Genomic DNA, 26,058 nt, shown 5'->3' on the forward strand with positions numbered 1-26,058 from the left:
GAAAGACCCCAGGGATTTTTTTTGACTAATAACGAATTGGATAGATGGAAGGTGCACCGTAGCTGGACGTCACCGTCACATTCAGATCCGCATTCCCACCCATGGATTCAGCACGCAGATCAATTGCCACAATACGCTCCCCTGCCGTCAGATACTCTGAAGTCAGGCTGTAATAGAAAGTACCCGTGTAGCTCAACTGACGAAGCTGGATACGACGGCCACTTTGAGTGATCGCATAGGTTTCATGCAATTGAACACCGTTGAAATACGGATTCACACGAACATAGTCCACATAGGAAGCATAGTTGAACGCCACACGCAGCCACTCGCCACCACTGCGACGGGAAACTCCATAGAAACGCACTGTGGATTCACCGTAGTTGTTCGGTGGATGAGGCGGGTTTGGATACGGCGGATATGGATCCGGGCGGTGTGGAGGATATGGCTGTGGATAGGGATCCGGACGAGGACCCGGTCTGACTGGAGGACGATCCGGACGAATACCACCGTGGCGGCGGTCGTCTCTGCGATCATCACGTCGATCGTCGTCATAACGGCGGTCATCACGGTCATGGAATTGGTCAGGTCCGCGGCGATCATCGTGACGATCGTTGCGATCGTTGTCGCGGCGGTCATCACGACGCTCGTCGTTGCCACCACGATCACCCGGGCGGATTTGCGCTCCGGCTACGGGACTTTGCAGCAAAACGGCTGCGGTCAAAAGGGCACTCAGCAATGGTAGTTTCATAAAGACTCCTTTTTTTGAAGACGAAGGAGTTATTCCAAGATCCGTGCCTGGCCAAAGTGACACCAAAGGGCCTTCTATGAATTTATTTCTTGGGGTACTTTAAAGAACAGTTCGCGCTGCAGATCCATCATCAGACTCAATAGGCGCGTCTCCAGGATATTTGTGACGTTCAGGAACTGCAAACCAGCAGTCTGAATGATCTGCCCATCGACTTCCCGCTTCTGGGCAAAACGCACCTCCACATCAAACTCCATGGCGCGACGAACACCGAGGCGCAAGGCCCCTTTGATCTGATCCCCGATTTTCAGCTCAGGCACAGTACCCTTGAATTCAATCTTCAAGCCACCGGCGCTGACGTCGCGCACCCGAGTTTCGACAAAATGCACCTTCCCACCGTGGTGAAGAATGCTGAAAATGGCTTCGTATTTGCCCGGGATATCAATGCGGGCGTTGGCCCTTCTTTGCAGCTGGAACAAATCCACATCGGTCCTAAGAACCGCCCACCCGACACTGAAACTCAGTTCGGTTTGCAGGAAGTAGCGTTCGCTCTTAAAAGGAAAGTTCACCACAACCTTCTGCGGTTGGGTGACATTTTTCGAGTCCGCCGTGTGATGACACAGCAGCGTTTCGTCCTTGTCAGTCTGAACCGCAATCAGGTGAAAGACCTCTTCATTCACTGAGCCCTTCATTGACAGCTGCAGCTTATCGTCGGCGATCTCCCGAAAAAGCATTTTCTTTTCCGACACTGCGACTTTTTTAAAAATGGTCTGACCCGACAGCGGTGTGGCCATGATTTACACTCGCTCCAGCGCCTGTGCCCAGCGCTGCAAACGTTCTTTGCGGGCTTTCGGGGTCATCTTTACTTTGAATTCTTTGTTCACTTTCCAGACGCGTTTGATCTCTTTCAGGTCTTTCCACACACCAGCCCCAAGACCCGCCATAAATGCGGCCCCCAAAGCTGTCGTTTCAAGATTTTGGGGACGAACCACGTTGGCTCCGCAGTAATCCGCCTGCATCTGCATTAACAAATCATTGGCCGCCGCACCTCCGTCGACACGGACTCCGCGCAGCTTTTTTCCCAGATCTCTTTGCATGGTGTTCAGGATATCCACGTTTTGCAAGGCCATGGCTTCCAACGTCGCGCGCGCAATGTGGGCTTTGGTGCTGCCACGGGTAAGACCGCAAATCAGGCCACGTGCTTCCGGCTGCCAGTGCGGAGCCCCCAGTCCCGTCAGGGCGGGAACAAATTCCACCCCATCAGTGCCGTCGACTGTTTTTGCCAGAGCTTCAACATCCGAAGACTGCTGGATCAACCCCAGGCCGTCGCGCAGCCACTGAACCGCAGCTCCACAGACAAAGGCGCCACCCTCCAGTGCGTAAGTCATCTCCTGATTTTTTAGTTTCCAGGCAATCGTGGTCAGCAATTTGTTTTTCGATTTCACGGCTTTTTTGCCGGTGTTTAAAAGCAGGAAACTTCCGGTGCCGAAGGTGCACTTGGAATCTCCGGTTTCAAAACATGTCTGCCCAAACAAGGCCGCCTGCTGGTCCCCCACAATACCTGTGATTGGAATTCCGTCGGGCATAAAACCCAGACCTTGGGTCACACCAAAATCAGAATTGGACGGACAGATCTCTGGCAGGATGGCTTCAGGCACACCAAAGATTTTCAAAAGGTCCTCATCCCACCACCCGGTGTGGATGTTCATCAACATCGTACGGGAGGCATTACTGACATCTGTCTTATGTGAATGCCCTGCAGTCAGTTTCCACAACAAGAAGCTGTCGACGGTGCCGGCCAGAGCCTGCCCGTCTTTGGCCTTCTTTGCCGCGTTCGGGACATTCTTAAGCAACCACTGAATTTTGGTGGCTGAGAAATAAGGATCCAGCACCAAACCCGTCTTGGCGGTGATGATCTTTTCTTTTTTGTTTTTCTTGAGCTTTTCACACAGATCCTGCGTGCGGCGACACTGCCAGACAATGGCGTTATGCAGGGCTTTTCCGGACTTCGCGTCCCAAAGCATCACAGTTTCACGCTGATTGGTGATGCCAATCGTGCGAATCTGCGATCCTTTGATTTTTGCTTTTTCCAGCGCCAGACGCATGGACCTTTGCGTGGAATACCAGATATCTTCAGGATCATGTTCAACCCAGCCTGGTTTCGGGAAGATTTGTTTGAATGCCTCACGAGCCTCGGCGACAAGACCTCCGGCTTGATTGATAATGCATGTTCTTGAGCTGGTTGTCCCTTGGTCAATGGCCATGATAAAAGAAGACATAAACACTCTCCAATCGATGTATTAATAATGAAGAATTTCCTGAAGAAACCCAACGAAAAAATCTTTGGCTTACGATCTCTGGATCGTGACACTTTGATTTTCCGTGTGCTGCCGCGTTTTCTGCTGGAGATCCTGCGCAAGTACTTCCGGCTGGAGATTGAGGGTGTTGAAAACATCCCGCGCCGCGGGGCCGTGATCCTGGCCCCCAATCACTCGGGTTACACCGGTTTTGATGCCTTCTTGCTGGGCCACGTGGTGCAACAAGAAGCCAAACGCATTCCCCGCGTGCTGACACATCACTTTTGGTTTCTGACCGAAACGACCGCCATCCCTGCGAACAAAATGGGTTTCACCGAAGCCACTTATGAAAACGGCATCAATGCGCTGAAAAAAGGAAATGCGATTGTTTTGTTCCCGGAAGGCGAACAGGGCAACTTCAAACCCACGACCGAACGCTATCAGCTGCAGGAATTCAAGCGGGGCTTTGTGCGTATGGCCCTGGAAGCCCAGTGCCCGATTGTTCCGGTGGTGATCTTAGGTGCCGAAGAAACTCATATTAATTTGAAAAAGCTCAAATTCACCAAGTTCTTGAAGGGCTCGGTGATTCCTTTGCCTTTGAACGTAATTCCCCTGCCCGCCAAGTGGCGCATTCGCTTCCTCGAACCAATCACTCTGCCCTACAAGCCATCGGCCGTAGACGACGCGGATCTGGTTCACGAAATCGCGCAAGACATCCAGGAACGGATGCAAACTGCGGTTGAGGAAGAAATCCAAAAACGCGGCAACGCTTTCCTTTGATTTGAAAATTTTCGGGTTTACTTCTTATCAGGCAAGTCATCAGCGATGACTTGTAAGATATTCTGCCATTTCGCCACGAGGATGCCTTCATTGCCTTCTTCCCGACTGACAAGTCGGCTTACCAGCAAAGCAGCAAGACTGACGGCTAGGACGAGGAGGAGCACGTACTCCACCACGATTTGACCTCGTTTATTCATGTTTAAGATTGTATCACACTTCCGCAGGAGCGGAAGCCTTCAACATCGCGGCTGGACGCCAGTTTTCCATTGTGAGACGCAGAGACTCGACCAGCAGGTCCAAGTTCTCATCTGCGATCGGCCCGCGCAGGCCAATCACCACATCATCATGCCACTTCTCTACTTCCAGAGGGCTGATGTGTTTGGCGGCATCTTCAAAAGATAACAAGAAGCTGTCTTCTGTCGGGTAAACCATCACTAGGATGTTTGCCCCGGCCGCCTTGGAAACCTCTTTGGCTTTCGCCATTTCCGCACTCAGTTTTTGCTGAATCAGGAAATAGATTTTCAAAGCCAAAGCTTCGTGGAACTGGGCAAAGTAGATACGAACAGGGCCATCAAAGATGGCACTATTAAAAGCAGGATTAAAATATTTCGACTGCATTAACGTGGTGTATGACGACCTCATGTTGTAGCTCCCCCCTCCACAGACACACCCCAAGACTAGGAAGAAAACCCTTCCTAATTCAAAGGAAATTTTAAGAATCTTAAATTTTCTGACGCATCAGATTATTTAAGAGTGCCAAAAACCTTCTTTCCTCTCGAGAAAACCACCTTCTCAGAGGCTTCACCCACACTGTAAAACAGCGTCTGCCAGTCTTGATCTATGCATAAAATATCAGCAGACTTACCCACTTCCAGCGAACCCACTTCATTTTGCAGATTCAAAGCATGCGCCCCACCCACTGTGTAGGCCGCAATGACTTCCGGCAGACTCATCTTCATCTCCAGTCGCGCAAGCAAGCCCACCAGATTCAAATTTTGTGTCGGCGACGTGCCCGGATTAAAATCCGTGGCAAGCGCCACACGCACACCCGCATCGATCATCGCGCGAGCTGGTGGGTATTTGGTCTTGGTGTAAAGATCGGCGGTTGGCAAAAGCACACCGGTCACTTCGCTTTGCGCAAGCTTCCTGATTTCTTTATCTTCGATCTGCAGAAGGTGATCCCCGGACAGCGCCCCCAGGCGCACGGCGATCTCGCTGCCACCACTTAAGGACATCTGATCGGCGTGAATCAGAATCTCGAAGCCCAGCTCTTGCGCGCGACGCAGATACTTTTCAGAAGCTTCCGGCGGGAAGAATCCTTTTTCAATAAAGACATCCACCCGACGAGCCAGCTTCTTTTTCGCGACCACCGGCAGAACTTCGTCAGCCAGAAAGGTCAGATAGTCTTCATAGGACTTAAATTCCGGCGGCAAAGCATGTGCGCCCAGGAATGTGTTCACCGTACGAATGCCTGACAACTTTTGTGCCGCCTGCAGCATCTTCAGTTCATCTTTCAGGTTCAATGCATAACCTGACTTGATTTCGACCGTCGTCACCCCTTGGGAGACGAAGTGATCCAGACGCCTCTGCCCGGCTTTCACCAGATCATTCAGGCTGGAGGCACGGGTCTTTTTCATGGTCGAAAGGATCCCGCCCCCTTTGGCGGCGATTTCCTGATAACTCACACCCTGATTGCGCATTTCAAATTCTGCCGCACGATCACCGGCAAAGATCAGATGGGTATGACATTCCACGAAGCCCGGCAGCACCGTGCGTCCCCTCATGTCGTAATCACGCAGAGCTTTCTTTCTGGCGAATTCTTTGGGAAGTTTCTTCTGCGGGCCTACCCAGACGATTTTGTTCTTTTCTATGACAACGGCCGCTTGTTGCAAAAGGCTGAGATCTTCTTCTTTGATACGGCGGCCCTGTTTTGCAGCGGCGCCCTGAAGAGTCAGAAGTGTCGATATATTTTTAAGCAAAATACCCATGTGCCTATTCAAGCACATGGGTCCCAAGGATCAAGTTAAAACAGAGATCCTACATAATCTTGATACTATGACTGCGCGCACCTTCTGCTTTGGGCACTGTGATCTGCAAAACACCATCCTCAAAATGCGCCTCAATTTTTTCGGAGTTCACTTGCACTGGCAAGGTGAAAGAGCGCTGGAAGCGGCCATAGGATCGCTCGGAATACCCACCTTCGGATTTTGACTCGCGGGTGCGTTCTCCAGAGATTGTCAGGATATTGTCATTAAGCTCAACTTTGATTTCATCCTTCTTCATACCCGGCAGGTCCGCACTGACCAGATAGGCATTGTCCTTTTCTTCCACATCCACAGAGGGCGAGAAATCAAATCCCGCTCGAGTCAGGGCACTGGATTCACCCCGGTCGAACTCATTGATAAAATCCTGAAACTGACTGAAGAGATCCGAAGACGGCAGACGACGACCGCCCCAGGGACTTAAACTTCGCATTGGCATGGCATCCTCCTTAGTGAGATGCCTTAAACGTAAGAAGACTGTGGGAAAGCGTCAAGAATGCGCAAGGGCCAGTGTCAAAAGTAAAAAGCCGGAGTGCTGTCAGACACTCCGGCTTTTCTGTTTTGATTATCAATAAGACTTATTTCATTTTTGGCGAGAACCAAAGGTCGATCACACGACCTTCTTTCTTTTTGCCTTTTTCAACAAAGACGAAAGTGCTCTTTTCACGAATCTGGGCACGGTCCGCGATGCCACTCACTGCCGAGTCATCATATTTCAGGGACACGGATTCAATGCGGGATTTCAGCGGTACAAGCTCGCCTTTTTGCACTTTACCATCGCCGTTTTTATCAAACCACAGCGAAAGTTTTGCAAAGTCCTTGTCGTTTTTATCGATCACATTGTCTTTGTTCGAATCAAACTCACGCAAGGCTTCAAAACCGTTTTTAAACTTGTCTCCCTGATTCCCAAACAGTTCATCTTCCGTTGTGATCTGACCATCACCATTGCGGTCCACCGCAATGAAGGCCCCCGGTGCACCGGCTTCAGGCCACATGGTCTTGCCCGTTGGATTCAGTGGGAAGTCCGTCACCGCCGTGAAGTTTGGCATCTTTTCATCGAAGAACACCATCAGAGGTGAGAAGTATCCGCCGCAATAGCCATTCTCACCCGGGAAGAAGGCGGACACACTGTATTGTTTGCCGTCTTTGGAGTTGCTGGTGTAAACGGACGCTGACAGCGGACCATTGTAACCCATGTATGCACCGCCCTGCTTTTGGCCCGGCGCAAATACCTGGTCAAAGCTGACGGCTTCAAGCTTGGCTTCAAAGTCATTGGAGATATTACCTTCTTCATCCACGGTCGTGGTGAAGTTCACCGGAAGGATCACACGCACGCTGTTACCAGCATACTGAGCTTTGACCCCGGCCGTGACGTCCGAAACCTGCGTCACCTGTGCGTCGTTACCCGCTTGGGTCACGACATTGGCCGGATACTTCACGGTGTATGTTTTAAGTGCGCCCTTTTCCCGCAAGGTCAGCTTTACTAACACGCTTGAAACCGGCGAAAGTGGGTTGGAAACGTGTCGCAGATTTGTACCGAAACACGTGTTGGAAATATTCACAGTAATTCCATCGACCGAAGCCCTGGCGGCTTGGCCGGAAAGAACAACCCCTTGAAAACCTGCTGAGCCCCCGGCTCCCGAATTCACGGCTGCAGGCTGTTGTTCAGTCTGTGCATTCGCAGTGGATGACACCACCATGGCTGTTGCACAAGCCCATCTTAACCAAAACATACAAGCCCCCTTTTGGTTTCCCTTTTATTTCTTATCCTTGCGCACGATTTTGAAATAAATCAAAGCATCGTGTGCACTTTTTCTGGAAAACTCCACTTTCGCAACATCCGATGCGAAGAGCTGTCCAGGGCCAAACGTGCGACCGGTGTACATTGACCGATACACATTGACCGTATCCCCCTTGGAATCCTTCTGTAGATAATACTTGATAATACTGACAACTTTCAAGCGCACCAAAGGGGCGGCGCCTCCCATTGGCGGTATATCCCTTAAGAACTTATCTTCATCACCGATTGTCTCAGATGGATACATCGGATTGGTGGTGTTGATGAAGCCCGGGATATTCAAAGGTAACAAACGTGTGGCCCCCGGCGCCTGCACACTGCCCAGGAAAATCGGTGATCTGGCCGGTTTACTATAGTCCGGACCCGATGCCGTCATCTGACGAACCATGGTTGGTGTGTCCAGCATAAGGACATTGCCCACCTGCCAGAAGCGGCCCAACCCTTGAGGATCGGAAAACTGCACGATGCTGTCCTTATTCAATGAAACAAACGTCAACGAAGCCGCCACAAACGGATCACCGGGTGGTGTCCCGACTTGATAGGCGTTCGATGGAGCATACATCATCGAACCGCCCATTTTCTCATTGGTCGCGATAAAGATAAATTCGTTGCGGCGACCCGCTTCAAGCGTCAATTTTCTGGGCGCATTGTCCACTGCGGACTGGGTCACATCGGGAACATAGTCAAAGAACTGACGGCCATTGTCGTCAGTGATAATAACGTTATTAAATGATGGCTCGGAATACTTCAGATCCCGCAGAATCATTCGCTCTGCCAGGATATTGTCGACCTTGTCTTCGATCTCGTTTGTAATTTCTTTTTTAGTCTTTGCAGTAAAGACAAAGAAAGACGCCGCGACCATCCCCATGATCCCCATGAGGGCCACACCGACAATCATCTCTGCTAAAGTTAAACCGCGATTGTTCTTGATCATCATTGTGAGTTCACCACGAATTGATAGTCCACATAACCATAAGACTTGGCATCTCCCGCCACAGCCGCTTTTTCACCTTGCGCCCAGTCCCGGTGGGTCAGACGCACGGTCACCAAATACAACCCTTTCATACCCGGATAGGCCTGAATCACAAATCCGTAGCGCCCAGGGCAACCCGGGCAGTCTTTCGCCGTCGACATCATGCCATTTCCCCAAGCCATTGGCAGATCACCAGGATTCAAGGCGTTTTCACGCTCTTTGTCGGAGGTGAAATAGTTGATCTGGTACATACGCACATTCGGACGGATATTTTCGATCACGTCATTGATTTGTTTGTACAGCGAGTTTTTGGTGCCACTGTCCATGGCGACCTTCTTCATACTCAGAATCCCTGAGATAAAGAACGACCCCACCAGCGTGATCATCGCCAGACCCAGCAGAACTTCCAGAATGGACATACCCTTTTGGTTTGATGCTATTTTCATCATATGCCGGACTCCCTGGAGACTTCGAGAACATAGAATCTCATCAGACGATTTTTACACATCGTCGAGTTGCTGTTATTGATCAGACCGCAATCCGGGTCCACCGCAGTCCAGCGGAATGGATCGGCCTTGGCACGCAATGACAGCGAATTACATTTATACAGATTCGAAACATCACGCATGCTTGGATACGGATGCCATACCGGATAACGGTTGATGGTCGTACAATCCTGCGCGTTCAGGCCTTTCAAAATCCCCGATTGACGAAGCTCAAACGTCGCCATTGGATGATAGATTGTGCTCCACACGATACCGTGCTTATAGGCTTGCTCGTCAATTTCTATCCCCTGAGAAACAATAATACTGCCAATGATTCTCAACTTAGACGAGCGGCTGCGAATCACGAGTTTTTCACAGTTCAAGAACCCAGAAACCAGATTCGCTGAAGACTCAATGATACAGGTCTTCGCCATCGAAACAACATGGAACACCGCGGTCCCCATTCCGCCCGGAGGTGCATAGGCATTGCCCCCATCAAGGATCAAATCCTTGCGATCTTCATACTTGTTGGTAAAGGACCAAGAGTGTTTGGAGTTTGGCGCAAAGGACTTGGACCAGTCCGTTCCTGCGAAGGCTGACGTGTTGGTACCCAAAGTTTTACAAGCCAGATCCAGATTCACGTAAGGATCTTCCCCTTCCGGCAAGCCTCCTTTGGACTGTCCACGGGAATCCAGAAGAGTTTGCGACACATCAAAGCCACCACCATCCGGATTAAACACCAAAGCTCCGCGGTTGTTATTGGACCACGGACGCATGGAGTAACCTTTATAGTAGGCCACATCAAAGGCTTCAAATTCGAAGGACACCGGAATGCGGTCCCCGTTGGAGTTCACCAGCACATGGCCGTTTTCAAATTTGATTTCCAAATCTTTGAACGACGCATTGGTGTTTTCCGGATTGTCGCCCGCTTTCACCGGATTCTTCATGGTGATATTGATTTTAGGCTGAATGCCCATATTTGAGCGCACTTCACTCAAGTTGCCGCGCAATTCAGACACGCGCTTTTCTGAGTTTTCCACCTGTTGTTCTTGGCGGTTCTTTTCTGCTTCCGCATTTCTCAAGTCATTCTGGGCATTATTCAAATTATAACGAGCTTGCGACACGCGGGCCGGATCGGCTGGCACACGGTTGCGCGCCCGTTCCAGATCATCTTCAGCTTCGTTAACATCACGACGGGCTCTTTCGACTGCGCGGGCGGCCTGATTCAGGTCGCGACGGGCGTCATCCAAGCCGGCTTCCGCAGCACTCAACTGGCGTTCGATGCTTCTTTCCAAAGGACGAAGGTCAATTTTTGGCTCCAGGGTCACGGTTCCGTCCAAAGGGACCTCCCCTTCGACTTCCAGATTTCCAAAACGCATTTTAAATTTACTGACCGGCGTTGCACGGCTGGTCAATCCCCAGTCCTTCAAAAGGTCACTGGAGAAGAAGTTCCGTACCGTCGGTTTATCAACCTCTTTGGTTTGCGGATTGAACAAGTTTCCGTCCGTCAATGCCAGGCGATAATTGTACTTGCTGCCGCTTTTGCTTAACAGCGCACCCGTCAACTGACTGTTCGCGGTGGTGTTCAGATTGTATTTGCGATCCTCGTGACGTTTACACAGCGCCATCAGGTTCGCGTTGGGGTTTCCAGCCCCTGTCGCATAGCCGGACAAATAATCCAGCCCCAAGTCACGCTCTCCGTCGACTTCAACCCCTTTTTGGAATCCACCAAACTGACGGATATTAGACCAGAACTGATCGACCTGATTTCCCGCGGAACGCGGTCGAAATTCAACATTTTCACGTTTGATAGGACCATAACCCAGAATGACTTTGTCTTTGAAAGTGACTGGCGTATAGACCGTATCACCTTCAGCAATATCCACCGCCAGATCCGGAGCTTTTGGCAAATGAATAGCACCATTTACAAACACCGGAGACTCAAAAGTGAGCCCTGGATATTTGATAGTTTGTTCACGGGAACCATGTTGTTTGAAGTAAGCCCCGCCAACCCCAAGATCGGATGCGGATTCTTTGTCCAGACGCAAGTCTCCGGCCACGAGCAAAGCAAAACTTCCCACTTCACGCGGGTACACACCAACAAAGGATGTTGTTTCAAGCTTGCTGGATCCAACTTCAATGACCTTCTTCTGACTATTCAAAAGTCTCACGACAACTTTAAGATAGACCTCACGGCCATACTCGGGAATCGCCGCGCGCACATCACGTGTGATTTGAATTTGAATGAACTCAACTGTATAACCCTTCAAATCAGCCACGATCTTGTAAACCGGGTGCATGGTTGAAAAGTTCGCCAGGTTAATTTCCTGACTGATCCCATCTTCCAACGGCACTTTTTCAGGATTCGCAATCCCGATCGCACGCAGGAAATCCACGGACTCCTGCTTCATCAACAGGCGCTCGACCGAGCGCGGGTGACTCAAAATTTCAACAGCCTTCGGTGGTGTGCTGGCACCGCAGCTTTCCTGCATCCAGGATTCAGAAAAACACCAGCGCTGACGGATACCGAAAAGTGTGTAGTCCACCATCGAATGCAGCGCCAAACGTGCGGTGATGATCGACGCGGTCTTGGTCACCTGACTGCGATGTTTGATAACGGTAGGAGAAAGGAAGTAAATCATCACGCCGACAACGCCCACAGCCACAAGGGCTTGGACGAAGGCACTTCCTCGATTGTTTAAGACGGAACGTCCCATTGATCTGCAAGATTTCACGGTGGTTTCTCCCTGTATCTTGTATCGACATTTATCGTATCAAACTTAAGATTTCAGAGTATGGAGCGCCCCGTTTTTGACCAGGTGATGTCTCAGATCAAAACAGTTTTTGTATCAATTTTGGCTTGTTTACATAAAAAAAGCCCACGACCTGACGGTGGTGGGCTTTGGGAAGAAATTTGCACTGGAAGGAACTACTTCGCCTTCCCCTGGTTGGCCACGGCCTCAATCGCCGCCTTGACCTCGTCCGGATCGCCAATGAACTCCTTTTTCAGGACCTTCAAGTTTGCGTCCAATTCATACATCATCGGGATCCCGGTCGGCATATTGACGCCCATGATCTCGTCCGGGGTCATGCCCTCCAAATGCTGCATCAAGGCACGCAAACTGTTCCCGTGGGCCACGATGAGCACATTTTTGCCTGATTTTACAGCAGGTGCGATCGTGCCGTCCCACAACGGAAGGAATCTGGCCACGGTGTCTTTCAAAGACTCGTTGCTAGGCAAAAGTTGAGCGTCAACATTCTTGTAACGAGGGTCATGGGAAGGATGACGAGGGTCGCTCACTTCCATCGGAGGTGGCGGAGTGTCGTAACTGCGACGCCAGATCTTCACTTGCTCTTCACCATGACGAGCTGCGGTCTCAGCTTTGTTCAGTCCCTGAAGGGCTCCGTAGTGTCTTTCGTTCAAACGCCAGTCTTTGTGGACTGGAAGCCACACCTGATCCACTTCATCCAATACGAAATTCAGAGTTTTAATCGCTCTTTTCAGCACGCTTGTGTATGCAACGTCGAAACTGAAGCCTTTTTCGCGAAGAGCTTTGCCGCCCTTTAGAGCTTCCGCTCGACCTTTTTCAGAAAGATCTACGTCCTGCCAGCCAGTGAAGCGATTTTCCTGGTTCCACACACTTTCGCCGTGTCGAATTAGCACCAACTTATACACGCTTAAACTCCTTCATTTTGGATAGAAAAAGAGCTATCATGACAGGGCTTTAAATAACATCAAAAGCTTGGCGTTTTGCTACGCATTAAGGCGTGTCAAACCCCGAAGATTTTGAAAAATTAGCGAGCGCTAATCAACTACCAAATGCGACGTTTGAGGTTAATCGTGAGCAACAGTGGCATCAACAGTGCGAATCTAGAATATATCGAACAACTCTATGCTGATTTCAAAGCGAATCCGGATTCTCTCGCAGTTGAATGGAAAAGTTTTTTTGAAGGTGTTGAGTTTGCCCAAGGTGGCAAATTCGGAATGTCCGACAAGGAGCTGGCCGTCTTCCAACTGATCCAGGCGTATCGCGCTGACGGACACACTGAAGCCAATCTGAATCCACTCTATGCTCCACAAGCGGGTGAGCTTCTTTCTTTGAAACGCTTCGGTCTGACAGAAAAAGATCTGACAGCAAAATTCCAAATCGGTTCTGTGATTGGCAAAGCCAATGCCACGTTGGGCGAAATCATCAATCACCTGAAAGCCACTTACTGCGGAACTCTTTCTTTGCAGGCAGCCGACGCTTCGCCGAAAGAAGTGCAATGGCTGACCCAGCAGTTTGAAAACAATCCGGCGAAACTGGCTTTGGCTGACAAGAAAGACGCCCTGTCTTCTTTGACCAAAGCTGAGACTCTGGAAAAATTCGTACACACCCGCTATGTGGGAACCAAGCGTTTCTCTGTCGAGGGTGCTGATTCCATCTTGCCGATGATGGACACTTTGGTGAACAAAGGCACTGCCCAGCAGGTTCAGGAAGTTTTCGTGGGCATGGCTCACCGTGGACGTGTGAACATTCTGGTGAACTTCTTCGGCAAGCCTGAAGAATATGTTTTCGGTGACTTCAATGGCCCACTGGAACTGGCAGAGCCTATCGAAGACTTCGACAACGACGTGAAGTACCACTTGGGTTATGTCACTGAAAAGAAAACCCCGACTGGCACTTGCAAAGTCACTTTGGCTTACAACCCCTCTCACCTGGAAACCGTGAATGCGGTGGCTTTGGGTATGGCTCGTGCGGCTCAGGATCAAATCGGCGCTTCTGGTAAAAAGAATGTCGTTCCGGTTCTGATCCACGGGGACGCGGCGTTTGCCGGTCAGGGCATCGTGCAGGAAACTCTGCAGATGGCCGGAGTCCACTCTCACTCCACTGGCGGCACGATTCACATCATCATCGACAATCAGGTGGGTTTCACCACCAGCGGCAAAGACACCCGTTCCACCCGTTATGCATCCGATGCGGCGAAGATGACCTTCACGCCGGTTCTGCATGTGAACGGTGACGACGTTGAAAGTGCTGTTCGTGCCATGGACATCGCCCTTCGCTATCGTCAGGAGTTCGGCAAAGACGTAGTCATCAACCTTCTGTGCTACCGCAAGTACGGCCACAACGAAGGGGACGAACCAGCCTTCACTCAGCCACAGATGTATGAGCTGATCAAAACTCACGCGACTGTGCGTGAGTTGTTCGCCAAGAAACTGGCAGCCGAAGGATCTGTGGACGCGAAGACTTCCGAAGACCTGTACAACCAGGCCATGGATCGTCTGCAGAAAATCTATGAAGACACCAAGAAGAACCCGCCTAAGCTTAAGAACTTCAAGTTCGAAGGCAACTGGAAGGGACTTCGCAAAGCCAAGGACGCTGATTTTGAAAAAGCAGCGGACACAAGCTTCGACCTGGCAAAACTAAAACAGATCGGTGAAAAAATCGGCAGCTACCCTGCTGACTTCACTCCGCATCCGAAACTGATCAAACTTCTGGAAGCCCGTAAAGCCATGGGTGCCGGCAAAGAAAACATCGACTGGGGCATGGGCGAGCTTTTGGCTTACGGCTCTTTGCTTTCCGAAGGCACCTCCGTTCGTCTGACCGGTGAAGACTGCGTGCGCGGCACGTTCACTCACCGTCATGCGGGTATGTATGATTTCAAAACTGGCAAAGCTTACTTCCCACTGGCGGATCTGAATCCAAAAGCCAAACTGCTGGTGGCTGAAAGTATCCTGTCTGAGTACGGCGTGATGGGTTACGAGTACGGTTACACCGTTCACGATCCAAAATCCCTGGTTATGTGGGAAGCGCAGTTTGGTGACTTCGTCAACGGCGCGCAAATCGTGATCGATCAATACCTGGCTGCGGGCGAATCCAAATGGCAGCAAATGAGCGGCTTGGTTCTGCTTCTGCCACACGGCTATGAAGGTCAGGGCCCAGAGCACTCCTCGGCCCGTCTTGAACGCTTCTTGCAGCTTTGTGCCCAGAACAACATGCAGGTTGTGAACCTGACAACACCAGCCCAGATCTATCATGCTCTTCGCCGTCAGGTGTGCCGTGACTTCCGCAAACCATTGGTTGTGATGTCTCCGAAATCCCTGTTGCGTCACCCACGCGCGGTATCCTCTATTGAGGATCTGGCAAAAGGCCGCTTCCAGGAAGTGATTGCTGACACCATCGACAAATCCAAAGTGGACACCGTGGTGTTTGTTTCCGGCAAGCTTTACTATGAGCTTCTGGAAGAAAGAGAAAAATCCAAAAAAGAAAACGTGGCTTTGGTTCGTCTGGAGCAGATCTATCCATTCCCTGCAACTCAGGTGACGGAAGTTCTGAAGTCCTACCCTAAAGCGAAGACTTTGGTTTGGGCACAGGAAGAACCTAAAAACATGGGTGCCTTCCAGAATGTGTACTTCAAGTTTGTTGAGGTTGTATCCAAAGCCGGCTTGAAACTGGGCTTTGAATACGTGGGCCGTCCGGAGAGATCTTCTCCAGCGACGGGTTCCGTCTACAGACACAGAACTGAACAAGCTGAGATTATTAAAGCAGTTTTTAATAGATAATTTTTATAAAAGGACGTTGCCATGAAACAAGAGATTAAAGTTCCCGCGGTTGGGGAATCCATCACAGAAGCAACCATCGGCAGTTGGACTAAAAAATCCGGCGACTTTGTAAAACGCAATGAAGTTCTTATGCTTCTTGAGACTGACAAAGCCAGCGTGGAAGTTGTCGCGGAAAACGACGGTGTTTTGACTATCAACCCAGGCTGCGAAGCCGGTGCGGTTGTTCAGATCGGCGCGACAGTGGCGACTCTTGATACAGACGCAAAACCAGCTGCGGGCGCAGCAGCTCCTGCGGCTGAGACTGCAAAGGCAGCTGCTCCAGCTTCCGCACCTGCCGGTGCTGCAGCTCTGCCGGCTGCCGCCGGGAAAGACGCTTCTGCGCACTTGTCCCCTGCTGTTAACAGAATCGTAAATGAAAAGGGTCTGGACCCTTCTGCGATCCAAGGCACGGGTAAAGACGGCCGCCTGACTAAAGGGGACGTTCTTGAGGCGCAGCCGGGCGCAAAACCTGCCGCTCCGAAAGCTGCTCCAGCTTCCGCGCCGACCGGCGCTCCAGCACTGCCCGCTGCCGCGTCCAAGCAGGGCGACAAAAAGCTTGTTCCGATGACGACCATCCGCAAGCGTATTTCCGAAAAACTGAAAGAAGCGCAAAACACGGCAGCTCTACTAACCACTTTCAACGAAGTGGACATGGGCAAGGTGATGGAGCTTCGTTCTAAATACAAAGACAAGTTCAAAGAAAAATACGGCGTGAACCTGGGCTTCAACGGCTTCTTCGTAAAAGCCGTTGTTGAGGCACTGAAAGACTTCCCTGCAGTCAACGCATGGATCAACGGCACAGACATCGAGTACCACAACTACTACAACATCGGTATTGCGGTTTCCACAGAGAAGGGCTTGATGGTTCCGAACGTGAAAGACGCGGATACACTGTCCCTTGCTGGCATTGAACTGGCGATCCGTGATCTGGCGGCAAAAGGCCGTGATGGTAAAATCACTCCGAATGATCTGGGTGGCGGCACCTTCTCTATCACCAATGGTGGTGTGTTCGGTTCTTTGCTTTCCACGCCGATTTTGAACTTCCCGCAGTCAGCTATCTTGGGCCTTCACAAAATCCAGGATCGTCCAATGGCGATCAACGGAAAAGTGGAAATCCGCCCGATGATGTATCTGGCTTTGACTTACGATCACCGTATCATCGATGGCAAAGAGGCTGTGAGCTTCCTTGTTAAAATCAAAGAACTTGTCGAAGATCCTGAAAGATTGCTTCTAGAGGTATAATCATGGCAGACACTCAATTTGACCTAATTATTATTGGTTCCGGTCCCGGCGGTTACGTAGGGGCCATTCGTGCAGCTCAACTGGGTCTTAAAACGGCCGTGATTGAAAAAGATAAAACTTACGGAGGCACGTGCCTGAATGTGGGTTGCATCCCTTCCAAGGCCCTGCTTGAAAGTTCTGAGCACTATCAAGCGGCTCAGCACGACTTGGCTGCTCACGGTGTGAAGGTTTCCAAAGTGGATTTGGATCTTCCAACCATGCAGGCTCGCAAGGACAAGGTTGTAAAAACAAATACCGAAGGCATCGCCTTCTTGTTCAAAAAGAACAAGATCACTCCATTCAACGGCATGGGTAAAATCGTCGCCGCTGGCAAAGTGGAAGTGAAAGGTGCTGACGGCAACACTCAAATCCTGACGGCCAAGAACATCGTAATCGCAACCGGCTCTGTTCCTGTGGAACTGCCGTTCTTGAAGTACGATGAAAAACGTATCGTTTCCAACACCGGCGCACTGGCATTGGATCAGGTTCCAAAGTCCATGATCGTTGTGGGTGGTGGCGTGATCGGTCTTGAGCTGGGTTCTGTATGGCAGCGTCTGGGTGCCAAAGTCACTGTGATCGAATATGCCAACCGTCTGGGCGGCACGATGGATCAGGACTGCATGAACGTGCTTAAAAAATCCATGGAAAAAGAAGGCATGAGCTTCCTTCTTTCCACGAAAGTGACTGGTTCTAAAGTTGGCAACGACGGCGTTGAAGTGACTTATGAATCTTTGACTGACGGCAAAGCGTCCTCCATGAAAGCGGATGTTGTGCTTGTTTCCACGGGTCGCAAAGCATTCTCTGCGGGCGTTGGCTGCGAAGAAATGGGCATCCAAAAAGACCCTCAAGGTCGCATCATCGTGGATAAACACTATCAAACCAACGTGCCGGGCATCTATGCCATCGGTGACGTTATTGCCGGCCCGATGCTTGCGCACAAAGCGGAAGAAGAAGGCGTGGCATTGGCAGAAATCCTGGCTGGTGGTGCGGGTCACGTGAACTACGACACGGTTCCAGGTGTGATCTATACTCACCCGGAAATTGCTTCTGTTGGTATCACGGAAGAATTCGCCAAAGAAAAAGGCCTGGAAATCAACGTGGGTAAATTCCCGTTCATGGCCAACGGCCGTGCCCGCGCGAAAGGGTACACCGAAGGTTTCGTAAAGATCATCGCGGACAAGAAAACAGACAAAATCCTGGGCGCTCACATGGTGGGTCCAAGCGTGTCTGAGCTGATCCACGAAGTGATCGTGTGCATGGAGTTCGGCGGCAGCAGCGAAGATCTGGCAAGATCCTTCCACGCCCACCCTACTTTGTCTGAAGTTGTGCGTGAAGCCGCTTTGGCCGTTGAAAAACGTCAACGCCAGATGTAGCCGCGACAGCGGGCAGAGCTTCGGGCCCAGCCCGGCAGCCACGTAAGCTGAAGCAGCAAAACAAAACCCACAGTCACCGACTGTGGGTTTTTCTTTTCCACGTATTCAACCAGCTACAGCTTCTTCAAATAGATTTGCATCTTATCCTGCCCAGGCACCGTAATATCGGCACGGCAGTTTTTCGTGGCCGTCAGCGTCTGCGCCTGAACATAAAAGGTCAAATTCGTCTGGTCCGTGGCATAAGAAAACAACCCGGTCATTTGATAGATTTCACTTTCATAGGCCCCTGCCATGCCCGAGAAGTTTGTGCCGTCCCAAAGACGATAACGACAGTAAACCCCGGCATCCACCGGATACATCGAAAAAATTAATACAGTCAGCTCATAATCTCCCGCTGGAAGATTTGCGAAACGAATGCCCGGAATCTTGCCTTCCGTTGGAGCCGAAGCCAGTCCCGTCACCGTGGCCGTGTTACATGCCACCACGTTTGAAAAAGAGGCAAACGAAGTATTGGCATGCTCCCACTGGCACCCCGCTTTTCCCAGCATCGTCAAAGACCCCATCAGGGTGCTTGTCCCCGGGATGTTCACGTTACAGATAATGCCAGTTCCGGTACCATCCGAAGTACACATCTTGTTCGCTGTCATACCACCCACACCCAAGACCGGGACATTGCCTGAGGCACTCCCCGTTGTCGCCACAGCCGCAGTTCCCAAGCCCAAAGCTGTGCGGGCATTGGCCGCTGTCGCAGCCCCCGTACCGCCGTTTGCAATTGGTAAAACTGAAGTTCCCACAACATCCGCAGAAGCCAAATCAATAGCACCGAAGGTCGGCGCACCGCCACCTGCTGGCACACGTAAAACCTGATTGGCCGTCCCCGCTGACGTCGTCACTGGCGAAGCCCCCGCACCACCGCCCAAAACAACACCGTTTTGAACGAGAGCTGCCGAAGATGCCATCGTCGTTCCCGAGTTATAATATGGAATCCCGCCAGAAGTTCCCGCTGTCAAACCTGTACCGCCCTTCGTGACTGGTATGGTCGGCAGCACAGAAGTCCCCACGGTCCCTGTCGCGATATTGCTGGCATTGATATTCGTCAAAGCAGAACCATCCACAGCGGGCAATTTCGAGTCCGCCCCCAGCTTCACAATCTGATTTGCGCCGGTCCCCGTATTCACACTGGCTAATCCGGATGCCACCGTCATCCCCGAGACGTCCGCACTGGTATCAAAGCGCACAAGACCTTTTGCGGCGTAAGAGGCATCTCCCGGCGTAGTCCCGCTGGAGTCGACCGAGCAATCCCAGGTTTTCGCCGTGTTATTCCATTTTAAAATCTGCCCGTCAGCGCAGGCAGAGGTGCTGGCCGCCACCGTCAGTTTTGCAGCTCCATCATAGTAACGAAGCGCTTTCAAGTCCGAATTGTACCAGGAAAGACCTTTGTGACCGGCATTCAGCACCAGCGCATCTTCCTGCGCTTGCGTGAAATTACCCAGCAACAAAGTCTTCGTCGCACCCATGGTGATGTGGCCGACAGAAAGAACATCCTCGCCACCCATATTCAGATCGCCCGTCATCGTACCGCCGTTCAAAGGCAATTTGGGATTGGCGGTGTCCGCCGCACTGACCCGAGCATCCACCGCGGTGTTAAAGTCAGACATCTGACTGGCCGTGATGCTGATGTTAGAGCAGGCAAAAGTGTCCGAAACTGAATTCCATATTGAAACCTGACTGCTGGTACACTGCTGCAGCAGACTCATTTGCAGGCGATCATCCAGCGCCGTCTGCAGGCCGGCAATCTGGGAAATCGGCAAACTGCCGACACTTAAAACGCCAGCGCCATTGACCGACAGACCTGAACCCACTTGGACAACACCGGTGCTGGCCGCTGTCGCCACCGGCACAGCACCCCCTGTATCAGTCACACACGAGAAACTGGTTCCATTGGATTTTAAAACCTCACCCGCAGCACAAGTCGGCAGCGCCGATTTTGCAAAGGCCTGAACGGTCGGATCATTTTCGTTGTTAGGAACTTCCGTCGCAAGATCTGCGATCTTTGCGTAACTTGCGGCTGAGACTCCCCCCAACTTGTCGGCATCCCGGGCCTTGGCGGCCTCTTGTGCGACCATGGCATAAGGAACTGTACCGATCTGATGGTAAGGCAAGATAGCGCGAGGACCACCAGTACCGGTATCAAAGACGATTTTCACTTTGCGGATGTCACCGGCGGCGGGAGTGTAAGAGCCCGAGCAGACAGTGGACTCAGCCCCCTGATGCTGAGAGGTCAACCCATTAGCAACAGCCGAATCATTGGAAAAGACCTTCAGAATATTTTCCCGTGTCTGTTCCTGCCCGGCGGTGGCATAAACGTTCATCGCGGCAGTTCCCGCACCAATCGTCAGCGCAAAGCTGCCATCAGATGCAGAAAGATCTTTGTTCAGATGTTGCTCTTCATACAAAAGACAGTTGTCGGGGCTTAACACTTTGACGGTAAAATCCACACTGCCCGCATTCAACGGAAGCTCGGAAGCCACATCCAGAATGCGCCCGGAAATTTGAATGCCCTTAGGTCCACTGGCCCAAGCACCTGTGACAGAGATACTGAATGTCAAAATCGCCAGAAGCTGCTTCCCCATAACGTTCCTCACATGACTTGAAAGCGTATGTTTATTTCCGCCTGATAGACTCCGTCTTCGGTATAGGATTTGTCTGTCGTGGTGACTTCACCCACCACGCCTTCCACCCGGTATTGACCGGATTCATCCTTGGCGCTGATTTGTCGAGAAGGAGTAATAGCCATCTTGCCGGGAACAGAACGCAGAGGAACTGGCGCATCCTCTAGCGAAACAATGGACGCCTCCATCGAGCAAGCCGACAGAAGACTCCACAGTATCAAGGTGAGACAAGTTTTTACAATAACGCGCATTTGGAAAATCTATCGGATTTTCCAAAGAAAGCCTCAACTGTATTACGTTTAATTAATCCCGGATCGATCAGGCGCGGGCCAAGGGCCTACTGACACAAAGATTCTAACACCTTCCAACCCGGCAAGACTGCAGGCTCGGTCGGAGACTCTTCCGCGGTGGGTTCGTACTGATTGATCAGTTCGTATTCGTACTTCGCACAGTCTTTCTTTTTGAACTTTTTTTCAGCAGGGAGGGATTCCAGAACGGACACCAGCAAATCCATGTGTGCCTCGTCCTGCGCCCCTTGCGGCACGCTATTGTCCCTCAAAGATCGAATCTGAAGGACAATGCGGTTCATGGCCCGGTAGCGCTCTTTGTTGTTCTTGGCTTTGGAGACTTCTTTTTCCAGCATCTCGGTATAGGATTCCACCTGCTGGCGCACACTGCGATTGCTGCGAATGGCGACCTCGCCGGCCCCCAGCCCTTCCGGTGGGATAATGGCATGAGCGTCCAGACTGCAGACCATAACTGCTGACAAGACCCAGATCGTTTTCATGCGCACCTCCAGCCCCTTTTATCTTATGATTCGAGATGTTTTTCAATCTCTAGCAGGGCTGAAGGCACCATATTAAGTGATTTTTTAATCTGCTTACTTACAGATCAGATCAACGACATTGAAAGCCTTGTCGACAAAGGGCTCTTTTTGATCCTTTGCATAGGATTTCATCATGTCATTCACTTCCTTTTTATAGTCCTTGCATTTGGACGCCTGGAATTCTTTCTTCTCTGGCAGGAACGCCAATGAATCCATGAACAGACTCATATTGATTTCTTTCTCTTCGGCCTGGCGAGGATTTTTTGATCGCAACTCGCCCATTTCCCGGAAGCTTTTCAGGAAGACATCGTAACGCTTGGTCACGTCCTTTTCCTTCTTCAACTCCCCTTCAAGTTTCGTGATCTTTTTGTTGAACTCAGCAAAAACGTCCACTTTGGCCGCTTGTGCCACATTCACAGAAAGACCGGTCATCAGTACCGCAATTACAGTTCTAAGAATTTGTTTTCTGTGCATGTGCCAGCTCCTAGTGCTTTGTCCAATACGCGTGCCTGTGCTTTGACTGCCGGGATATAAAGAGAATCTTTATATGCAAACAGATATTCCGCCAGCGTCAAAGGGGTCTTTTTGCCAATGGCTTTCACACGGGCTTCCCCGGTTTTAGCCTTCATCTGCGGTCCTGTCGGCCAGTAATTCATGTCAAAGTCAGCCTTTGTGATCGGATACTTTTTCAGTGTCGCGATACGATATTTCAGCCACTCTCGATAGAAGACCGGAGGACGACCCGGACCCGAGTTGTAAGCCATTACAAAGATCATTTCTTTGATAGACTCTTTGTCGAAGCTGTCGATACCAGCGTCTTTCATCAGCTGTTCGACACCCTTGAAATCCGGATTCTTGGCATCCGTGGAACGATTCCACGCACCGTTGGAATTTCTTTTGGTCGCATGATAGAAAATACCGTAATAAACCATACTTCGCAGCGGATTCGGCGGTGTTGAAATCGCATGGCAGCGCTGAGAGTCCTCGGACAGAATTTCTGCGGCTTTGGCGGGAACTGCTCCCGGAATGCTGCGCAGTCTTTGGCAGGATTCTTTGGTGCTGTTGTTGATACGGCCTTTGAAGTTTTCAAAGTTCTGAGCCACATCCGCCAACGCCTGATCCGTGAACTGACCGATACCACCGTCATTCACCAGACCAAACGCATTCACATGCAGACCGCTTTCATTGGAAAGTTTTGGCGCAATGAATTTTGCCGGCACTTCCAGACAGTCCGCCACATCAATCAAAGAGTTATAAACCAGATTCACATAGTTTTCAGTCACGCAGGCCTTGTGACCATAACGCTCTGGAGTCCCTGTGTCCTTGTCACACTTGGCGAACAACCAAGGGTCTTTTTTATAGTCTTTCACGTCTTTGACTTCACGCTGATTTGTCGGAGGGGCCGTGCGGTTGAACTCAATGTCCGCCTCACGCTTTTCTTCCGGCGTCAGGGCGCGGTCTTTCCAGAAGCGCTTCATGATATAAAGAGCACATTTGCGAGGCAGAATTTCAGCCGTCTTGGAATAGTCACGTCCCCCAGCGAACAACCCTTTCGGGTCCGCTTTTTTGAAGGCTTCAAACTGCTTTTGCAGGTAGTTGCGATCCGGGCCGCAGTTTTCCGGTTTTTCGAACGTGATCATGTTTTCCACATCACCAAAATTACAGGTGCAGGTCATGTCGTCTTTGGCCGCCGTCGTGCCAATTCCTGTCAGGGATTTGTTCACGGTCTGCAGTTTTTTAATCACCTGCTCTTCAGCGCTGGAGGCATAATCGCCAGAGCCCGCAGTTGGACGAGTGACTTCATACCAGCCAAACGCAGTGAATGAAACCAGGCAACAGAATGTGTAAAACCAAAAGGATGTCCTTGAACGTTGCACGATCATCTCCTCTTTCCATATTTATCAATGTCTTATCTGTTTAAATGCCCGAAAACTGAATGCACTAAAGTCCAGTTCCGTTCATCCGATAAGTATTAAGAATGCTTAAACTGTCTTTTAGTCTTTTGAGTGCGTTGCTGGTCTTAGGGGGATGTTCTGACGTCACCCCGCAGGTCAGCTTTTTAAAAGGGCAAACACCCTCTCCGAGCACCGGCAGCCCCACAGGGGGCTCATTTATAAAGACAGATCTGGCAAGTCATGGGGTCTCCACATCCCCGGACGGATTCAAACTGGAAGCCACTGTTTCGAAAGAAGACAGAAGCACCCAACTTGTCTCATCTCAGGGCTACCTTCTAATTCTTAATGAAGATACCGACTAAATTACGGTCAAAATCCTAAGGATTTATCTAAATAACTCCGAATATATAGTGGAATGAAACCAAAGCACGTTCGTTATCCTTTGTTGATAATCTCGCTTTTGTTTGCCGTCGCCGCAAAGGCGGAAGGCTATCATGTTTCAGGGAAGATCCTTCGCCCTGACGGCACTCCTGTGGAGTCCAACGCAGTCAGTTTTAATCTGGAAGTCCTATCCCCCGACACCACCTGCGTGGTGTACCAGGAAACCATCAACAATCAGGATTTGAGCAGCTCCAAAGGCCGCTTCAACCTGGTATTGGGTTCCGGCACACGGGTTTATTCCAGTGGTGACGTGCCGCTGGAAAAGGTCTTTGCCAACAGTGCGGCTTTGTCTTGTAAAGGCGGTGCCAACTACAATCCGGCATCCAATGACGAAAGATCTTTGCGCATTTCTTTCTATGATGGATCCAGCTGGCAAAGTTTCTCCCCGCAAAAACTGAAAGCCGTTCCATTTGCAACAGAATCCAAAAACGCCCAGTCCGCCGCCAAACTGGGCGAATACAGCGCCACCAGTTTGTTGCGTGTCGATGGCGGCACAGCTCCGGCGATGTCACCGGCGCAGATGACGGCCTTGCTCTCAGTGGTGGCAAACTACGACCAGTTCCTGACGGCGGAAAATGATCCGACTGTACAGGGTTTTGCAAAGTCCACTCTGCCCACGTGTGCCGCTGGGTACACCTTGACCTCCAACGGTACGAATCTGGCCTGCGTGCAGGATCAGACCGGTGCGACCTTTACTTTACCAACGGGCGCTAACGGTCAGGTTCTGAAACACGATGGGACTCAATGGAAAGCCAGTGCAATGGCTATCACGGACATCAGCAATCTGAATGCAGAACTAAGCAGTAAAGTAAATAAAGCCGCGTTTCCAAGTTGTTCTGCTGGAGAAACGCTCCACTACAATTCCGTCACGGACACCTGGAACTGTCAGGCCCTTTCACTGGCCTTGGCCGGCGATGTGACCGGGACAGCTTCCGCGAATCAAGTGACTCGACTGCGCGGGGTCAACATCTCGTCTACGGCTCCTACCGTCAATCAGGTGCTTCGCTATAATGGGACTGACTGGACTCCAGCGACCATTCCAACGGGCACCGGCACAGTGACGTCCATCGCCGCAGGCACTGGCCTGAGCGGAGGAACCATCACTTCAACCGGCACGATTTCGTTGGCGAACACCAGCGTAACTCCGGGAACCTATGGCAGCGCCACTCAAATTCCGTCCTTCAGTGTTGATGCCCAGGGACGCCTGACTGCCGCCGGTGGCACCACCGTCAATATCATCAGCGGCGTCACCAGCGCCAATGCCTATATCACTGTCGCTAACAGCAGCACCGCTCCGGTGATCACGGCCAACGTGGGCACCGCCGCCAACACTTTGGCGGCCGGAAACGATGTGCGCTTCACAGATGCTCGTACACCAGCCGGGGCTGCCGGTGGGGATCTGAGCGGAACTTATCCAAATCCAACAATTTCCAAAATCCAGGGTAAAACCGTGAACGTAGCCGCTGGATATTTTGACGGTGGATCTTTGATTTATGACTCTGCAACTTCAGCGTGGAAAACAGCCGCGCCTTGTGACTCGGGATGGACCTTGATCAACAAGGGGGATCCGTTCTGCGCAAAACAGCAATCTGTCACAGGGACCAACTTCGCGACTTCCATGACCCAGTGTCTGAACAATGGCGGCAAGCTGTGTGACCTGCAAGAGGCCGTTGGTATGTGCCAAACAGGATTCATCCCCAGCAACACAACTCTTTGGATCAGCCAGCTGGCGGACAATTCCAGTGCCCATGTCATCAATTGCACCAGTGGATCCTGGTCTGCGGGTTTCTATGGCTTTGGTGTCACCGTGGATGGATCCAATCCGATTCTTCCTTACTGCTGTAAGGGCCGCCGCTAATTAATA

22 protein-coding genes are annotated in these 26,058 nt (G+C 51.1%); 5 read left to right on the top strand and 17 right to left on the bottom strand.

Features of this window, described 5'->3' with window-relative positions; genetic code table 11:
• Positions 1-25: 25 nt before the first annotated feature.
• The 3 genes from BD_RS17980 to glpK all read right to left on the bottom strand — a co-directional run bounded on the left by BD_RS17980 (position 26) and on the right by glpK (position 3,024).
• Positions 26-748, bottom strand: a complete 723-nt coding sequence (locus tag BD_RS17980; protein ID WP_050792923.1) for a beta-sandwich domain-containing protein — start codon at positions 746-748, stop codon at positions 26-28.
• A gap of 74 nt (positions 749-822) precedes the next feature.
• Positions 823-1,539 (bottom strand): PilZ domain-containing protein, encoded by a 717-nt coding sequence (locus tag BD_RS12430; RefSeq protein ID WP_011165110.1) that lies wholly within the window; start codon positions 1,537-1,539, stop codon positions 823-825.
• A gap of 3 nt (positions 1,540-1,542) precedes the next feature.
• Complete coding sequence (gene glpK, locus BD_RS12435) at positions 1,543-3,024, bottom strand: glycerol kinase GlpK (protein ID WP_038449973.1); 1,482 nt, start codon at positions 3,022-3,024, stop codon at positions 1,543-1,545.
• 27 nt (positions 3,025-3,051) lie between these two features.
• Here glpK and BD_RS12440 point away from each other — a divergent pair, with 27 nt between their 5' ends.
• Positions 3,052-3,822 (top strand): lysophospholipid acyltransferase family protein, encoded by a 771-nt coding sequence (locus BD_RS12440; protein WP_011165112.1) that lies wholly within the window; start codon positions 3,052-3,054, stop codon positions 3,820-3,822.
• 17 nt (positions 3,823-3,839) lie between these two features.
• On the opposite strand, the gene BD_RS18255 is transcribed toward BD_RS12440, so the two are convergent.
• The 9 genes from BD_RS18255 to gpmA all read right to left on the bottom strand — a co-directional run bounded on the left by BD_RS18255 (position 3,840) and on the right by gpmA (position 12,796).
• Positions 3,840-4,019 (bottom strand): hypothetical protein, encoded by a 180-nt coding sequence (locus BD_RS18255; protein WP_038449975.1) that lies wholly within the window; start codon positions 4,017-4,019, stop codon positions 3,840-3,842.
• A gap of 13 nt (positions 4,020-4,032) precedes the next feature.
• Complete coding sequence (locus BD_RS12450; RefSeq protein WP_144313862.1) at positions 4,033-4,440, bottom strand: hypothetical protein; 408 nt, start codon at positions 4,438-4,440, stop codon at positions 4,033-4,035.
• A gap of 125 nt (positions 4,441-4,565) precedes the next feature.
• Positions 4,566-5,810, bottom strand: a complete 1,245-nt coding sequence (hutI, locus tag BD_RS12455; RefSeq protein ID WP_041583596.1) for an imidazolonepropionase — start codon at positions 5,808-5,810, stop codon at positions 4,566-4,568.
• A 49-nt stretch (positions 5,811-5,859) separates the two neighbouring features.
• Entirely contained in the window at positions 5,860-6,303 is a 444-nt protein-coding gene (locus BD_RS12460; protein WP_011165115.1) for an Hsp20/alpha crystallin family protein, read from the bottom strand.
• A gap of 139 nt (positions 6,304-6,442) precedes the next feature.
• On the bottom strand, positions 6,443-7,597 hold the full coding sequence (locus BD_RS12465; RefSeq protein WP_011165116.1) for an EF-hand domain-containing protein: 1,155 nt from the start codon (positions 7,595-7,597) through the stop codon (positions 6,443-6,445).
• 24 nt (positions 7,598-7,621) lie between these two features.
• On the bottom strand, positions 7,622-8,599 hold the full coding sequence (locus BD_RS12470; protein ID WP_011165117.1) for a pilus assembly FimT family protein: 978 nt from the start codon (positions 8,597-8,599) through the stop codon (positions 7,622-7,624).
• Complete coding sequence (locus tag BD_RS12475; RefSeq protein ID WP_011165118.1) at positions 8,596-9,084, bottom strand: type II secretion system protein; 489 nt, start codon at positions 9,082-9,084, stop codon at positions 8,596-8,598. Before BD_RS12475 ends, BD_RS12470 begins: the two co-directional genes overlap by 4 nt.
• Positions 9,081-11,786, bottom strand: coding sequence for a hypothetical protein (locus BD_RS12480; protein WP_157865962.1), 2,706 nt, complete (start codon positions 11,784-11,786; stop codon positions 9,081-9,083). Before BD_RS12480 ends, BD_RS12475 begins: the two co-directional genes overlap by 4 nt.
• A gap of 263 nt (positions 11,787-12,049) precedes the next feature.
• Positions 12,050-12,796, bottom strand: a complete 747-nt coding sequence (gene gpmA, locus BD_RS12485) for a 2,3-diphosphoglycerate-dependent phosphoglycerate mutase (RefSeq protein WP_011165120.1) — start codon at positions 12,794-12,796, stop codon at positions 12,050-12,052.
• A 165-nt stretch (positions 12,797-12,961) separates the two neighbouring features.
• Here gpmA and BD_RS12490 point away from each other — a divergent pair, with 165 nt between their 5' ends.
• From BD_RS12490 to lpdA, 3 genes are read left to right on the top strand one after another with little or no spacing between them, the layout of a single operon-like run.
• Entirely contained in the window at positions 12,962-15,667 is a 2,706-nt protein-coding gene (locus tag BD_RS12490) for a 2-oxoglutarate dehydrogenase E1 component (RefSeq protein WP_011165121.1), read from the top strand.
• Positions 15,668-15,688: 21 nt separating this feature from the next.
• Positions 15,689-16,948: a 2-oxoglutarate dehydrogenase complex dihydrolipoyllysine-residue succinyltransferase gene (gene odhB, locus BD_RS12495; protein WP_011165122.1), complete on the top strand. Its 1,260-nt coding sequence runs from the start codon at positions 15,689-15,691 to the stop codon at positions 16,946-16,948.
• A 2-nt stretch (positions 16,949-16,950) separates the two neighbouring features.
• Positions 16,951-18,360 carry a dihydrolipoyl dehydrogenase gene (gene lpdA, locus BD_RS12500; protein ID WP_011165123.1) on the top strand — a complete coding sequence of 470 codons (1,410 nt, stop codon included), beginning with the start codon at positions 16,951-16,953 and terminating at the stop codon, positions 18,358-18,360.
• A 113-nt stretch (positions 18,361-18,473) separates the two neighbouring features.
• Here the strand turns inward: lpdA and BD_RS12505 are convergent, their stop codons facing one another.
• The 5 genes from BD_RS12505 to BD_RS12525 all read right to left on the bottom strand — a co-directional run bounded on the left by BD_RS12505 (position 18,474) and on the right by BD_RS12525 (position 23,741).
• A complete protein-coding gene (locus tag BD_RS12505; protein WP_041583597.1) occupies positions 18,474-20,993 on the bottom strand; it encodes a hypothetical protein in 2,520 nt (839 codons plus the stop codon).
• A gap of 8 nt (positions 20,994-21,001) precedes the next feature.
• Positions 21,002-21,253 carry a hypothetical protein gene (locus BD_RS12510; protein WP_231839171.1) on the bottom strand — a complete coding sequence of 84 codons (252 nt, stop codon included), beginning with the start codon at positions 21,251-21,253 and terminating at the stop codon, positions 21,002-21,004.
• A 116-nt stretch (positions 21,254-21,369) separates the two neighbouring features.
• Positions 21,370-21,819: a hypothetical protein gene (locus BD_RS12515; RefSeq protein WP_226987807.1), complete on the bottom strand. Its 450-nt coding sequence runs from the start codon at positions 21,817-21,819 to the stop codon at positions 21,370-21,372.
• A 93-nt stretch (positions 21,820-21,912) separates the two neighbouring features.
• Positions 21,913-22,332, bottom strand: a complete 420-nt coding sequence (locus BD_RS12520; RefSeq protein ID WP_041583599.1) for a hypothetical protein — start codon at positions 22,330-22,332, stop codon at positions 21,913-21,915.
• On the bottom strand, positions 22,302-23,741 hold the full coding sequence (locus BD_RS12525) for a hypothetical protein (RefSeq protein WP_011165129.1): 1,440 nt from the start codon (positions 23,739-23,741) through the stop codon (positions 22,302-22,304). Before BD_RS12525 ends, BD_RS12520 begins: the two co-directional genes overlap by 31 nt.
• 427 nt (positions 23,742-24,168) lie before the next feature.
• Between BD_RS12525 and BD_RS12530 the strand changes: the two genes are divergently transcribed.
• Complete coding sequence (locus BD_RS12530) at positions 24,169-26,052, top strand: hypothetical protein (protein ID WP_011165131.1); 1,884 nt, start codon at positions 24,169-24,171, stop codon at positions 26,050-26,052.
• Positions 26,053-26,058 lie beyond the last annotated feature (6 nt).

The sequence above is a fragment of the Bdellovibrio bacteriovorus HD100 genome (assembly GCF_000196175.1).
In the GTDB taxonomy this organism is placed as follows: Bacteria; Bdellovibrionota; Bdellovibrionia; order Bdellovibrionales; family Bdellovibrionaceae; genus Bdellovibrio; species Bdellovibrio bacteriovorus.

Excerpts from the sequence above, each read along its gene's own strand:
- BD_RS17980 (WP_050792923.1), bottom strand. The coding sequence starts at position 748 with ATGAAACTACCATTGCTGAGTGCCCTTTTGACCGCAGCCGTTTTGCTG.
- BD_RS12430 (WP_011165110.1), bottom strand. The coding sequence starts at position 1,539 with ATGGCCACACCGCTGTCGGGTCAGACCATTTTTAAAAAAGTCGCAGTG.
- glpK (WP_038449973.1), bottom strand. The coding sequence starts at position 3,024 with ATGTCTTCTTTTATCATGGCCATTGACCAAGGGACAACCAGCTCAAGA.
- BD_RS12440 (WP_011165112.1), top strand. The coding sequence starts at position 3,052 with ATGAAGAATTTCCTGAAGAAACCCAACGAAAAAATCTTTGGCTTACGA.
- BD_RS18255 (WP_038449975.1), bottom strand. The coding sequence starts at position 4,019 with ATGAATAAACGAGGTCAAATCGTGGTGGAGTACGTGCTCCTCCTCGTC.
- BD_RS12450 (WP_144313862.1), bottom strand. The coding sequence starts at position 4,440 with ATGCAGTCGAAATATTTTAATCCTGCTTTTAATAGTGCCATCTTTGAT.
- hutI (WP_041583596.1), bottom strand. The coding sequence starts at position 5,810 with ATGGGTATTTTGCTTAAAAATATATCGACACTTCTGACTCTTCAGGGC.
- BD_RS12460 (WP_011165115.1), bottom strand. The coding sequence starts at position 6,303 with ATGCCAATGCGAAGTTTAAGTCCCTGGGGCGGTCGTCGTCTGCCGTCT.
- BD_RS12465 (WP_011165116.1), bottom strand. The coding sequence starts at position 7,597 with ATGTTTTGGTTAAGATGGGCTTGTGCAACAGCCATGGTGGTGTCATCC.
- BD_RS12470 (WP_011165117.1), bottom strand. The coding sequence starts at position 8,599 with ATGATGATCAAGAACAATCGCGGTTTAACTTTAGCAGAGATGATTGTC.
- BD_RS12475 (WP_011165118.1), bottom strand. The coding sequence starts at position 9,084 with ATGATGAAAATAGCATCAAACCAAAAGGGTATGTCCATTCTGGAAGTT.
- odhB (WP_011165122.1), top strand. The coding sequence starts at position 15,689 with ATGAAACAAGAGATTAAAGTTCCCGCGGTTGGGGAATCCATCACAGAA.
- lpdA (WP_011165123.1), top strand. The coding sequence starts at position 16,951 with ATGGCAGACACTCAATTTGACCTAATTATTATTGGTTCCGGTCCCGGC.
- BD_RS12505 (WP_041583597.1), bottom strand. The coding sequence starts at position 20,993 with ATGGGGAAGCAGCTTCTGGCGATTTTGACATTCAGTATCTCTGTCACA.
- BD_RS12515 (WP_226987807.1), bottom strand. The coding sequence starts at position 21,819 with ATGAAAACGATCTGGGTCTTGTCAGCAGTTATGGTCTGCAGTCTGGAC.
- BD_RS12520 (WP_041583599.1), bottom strand. The coding sequence starts at position 22,332 with ATGCACAGAAAACAAATTCTTAGAACTGTAATTGCGGTACTGATGACC.
- BD_RS12525 (WP_011165129.1), bottom strand. The coding sequence starts at position 23,741 with ATGATCGTGCAACGTTCAAGGACATCCTTTTGGTTTTACACATTCTGT.
- BD_RS12530 (WP_011165131.1), top strand. The coding sequence starts at position 24,169 with ATGAAACCAAAGCACGTTCGTTATCCTTTGTTGATAATCTCGCTTTTG.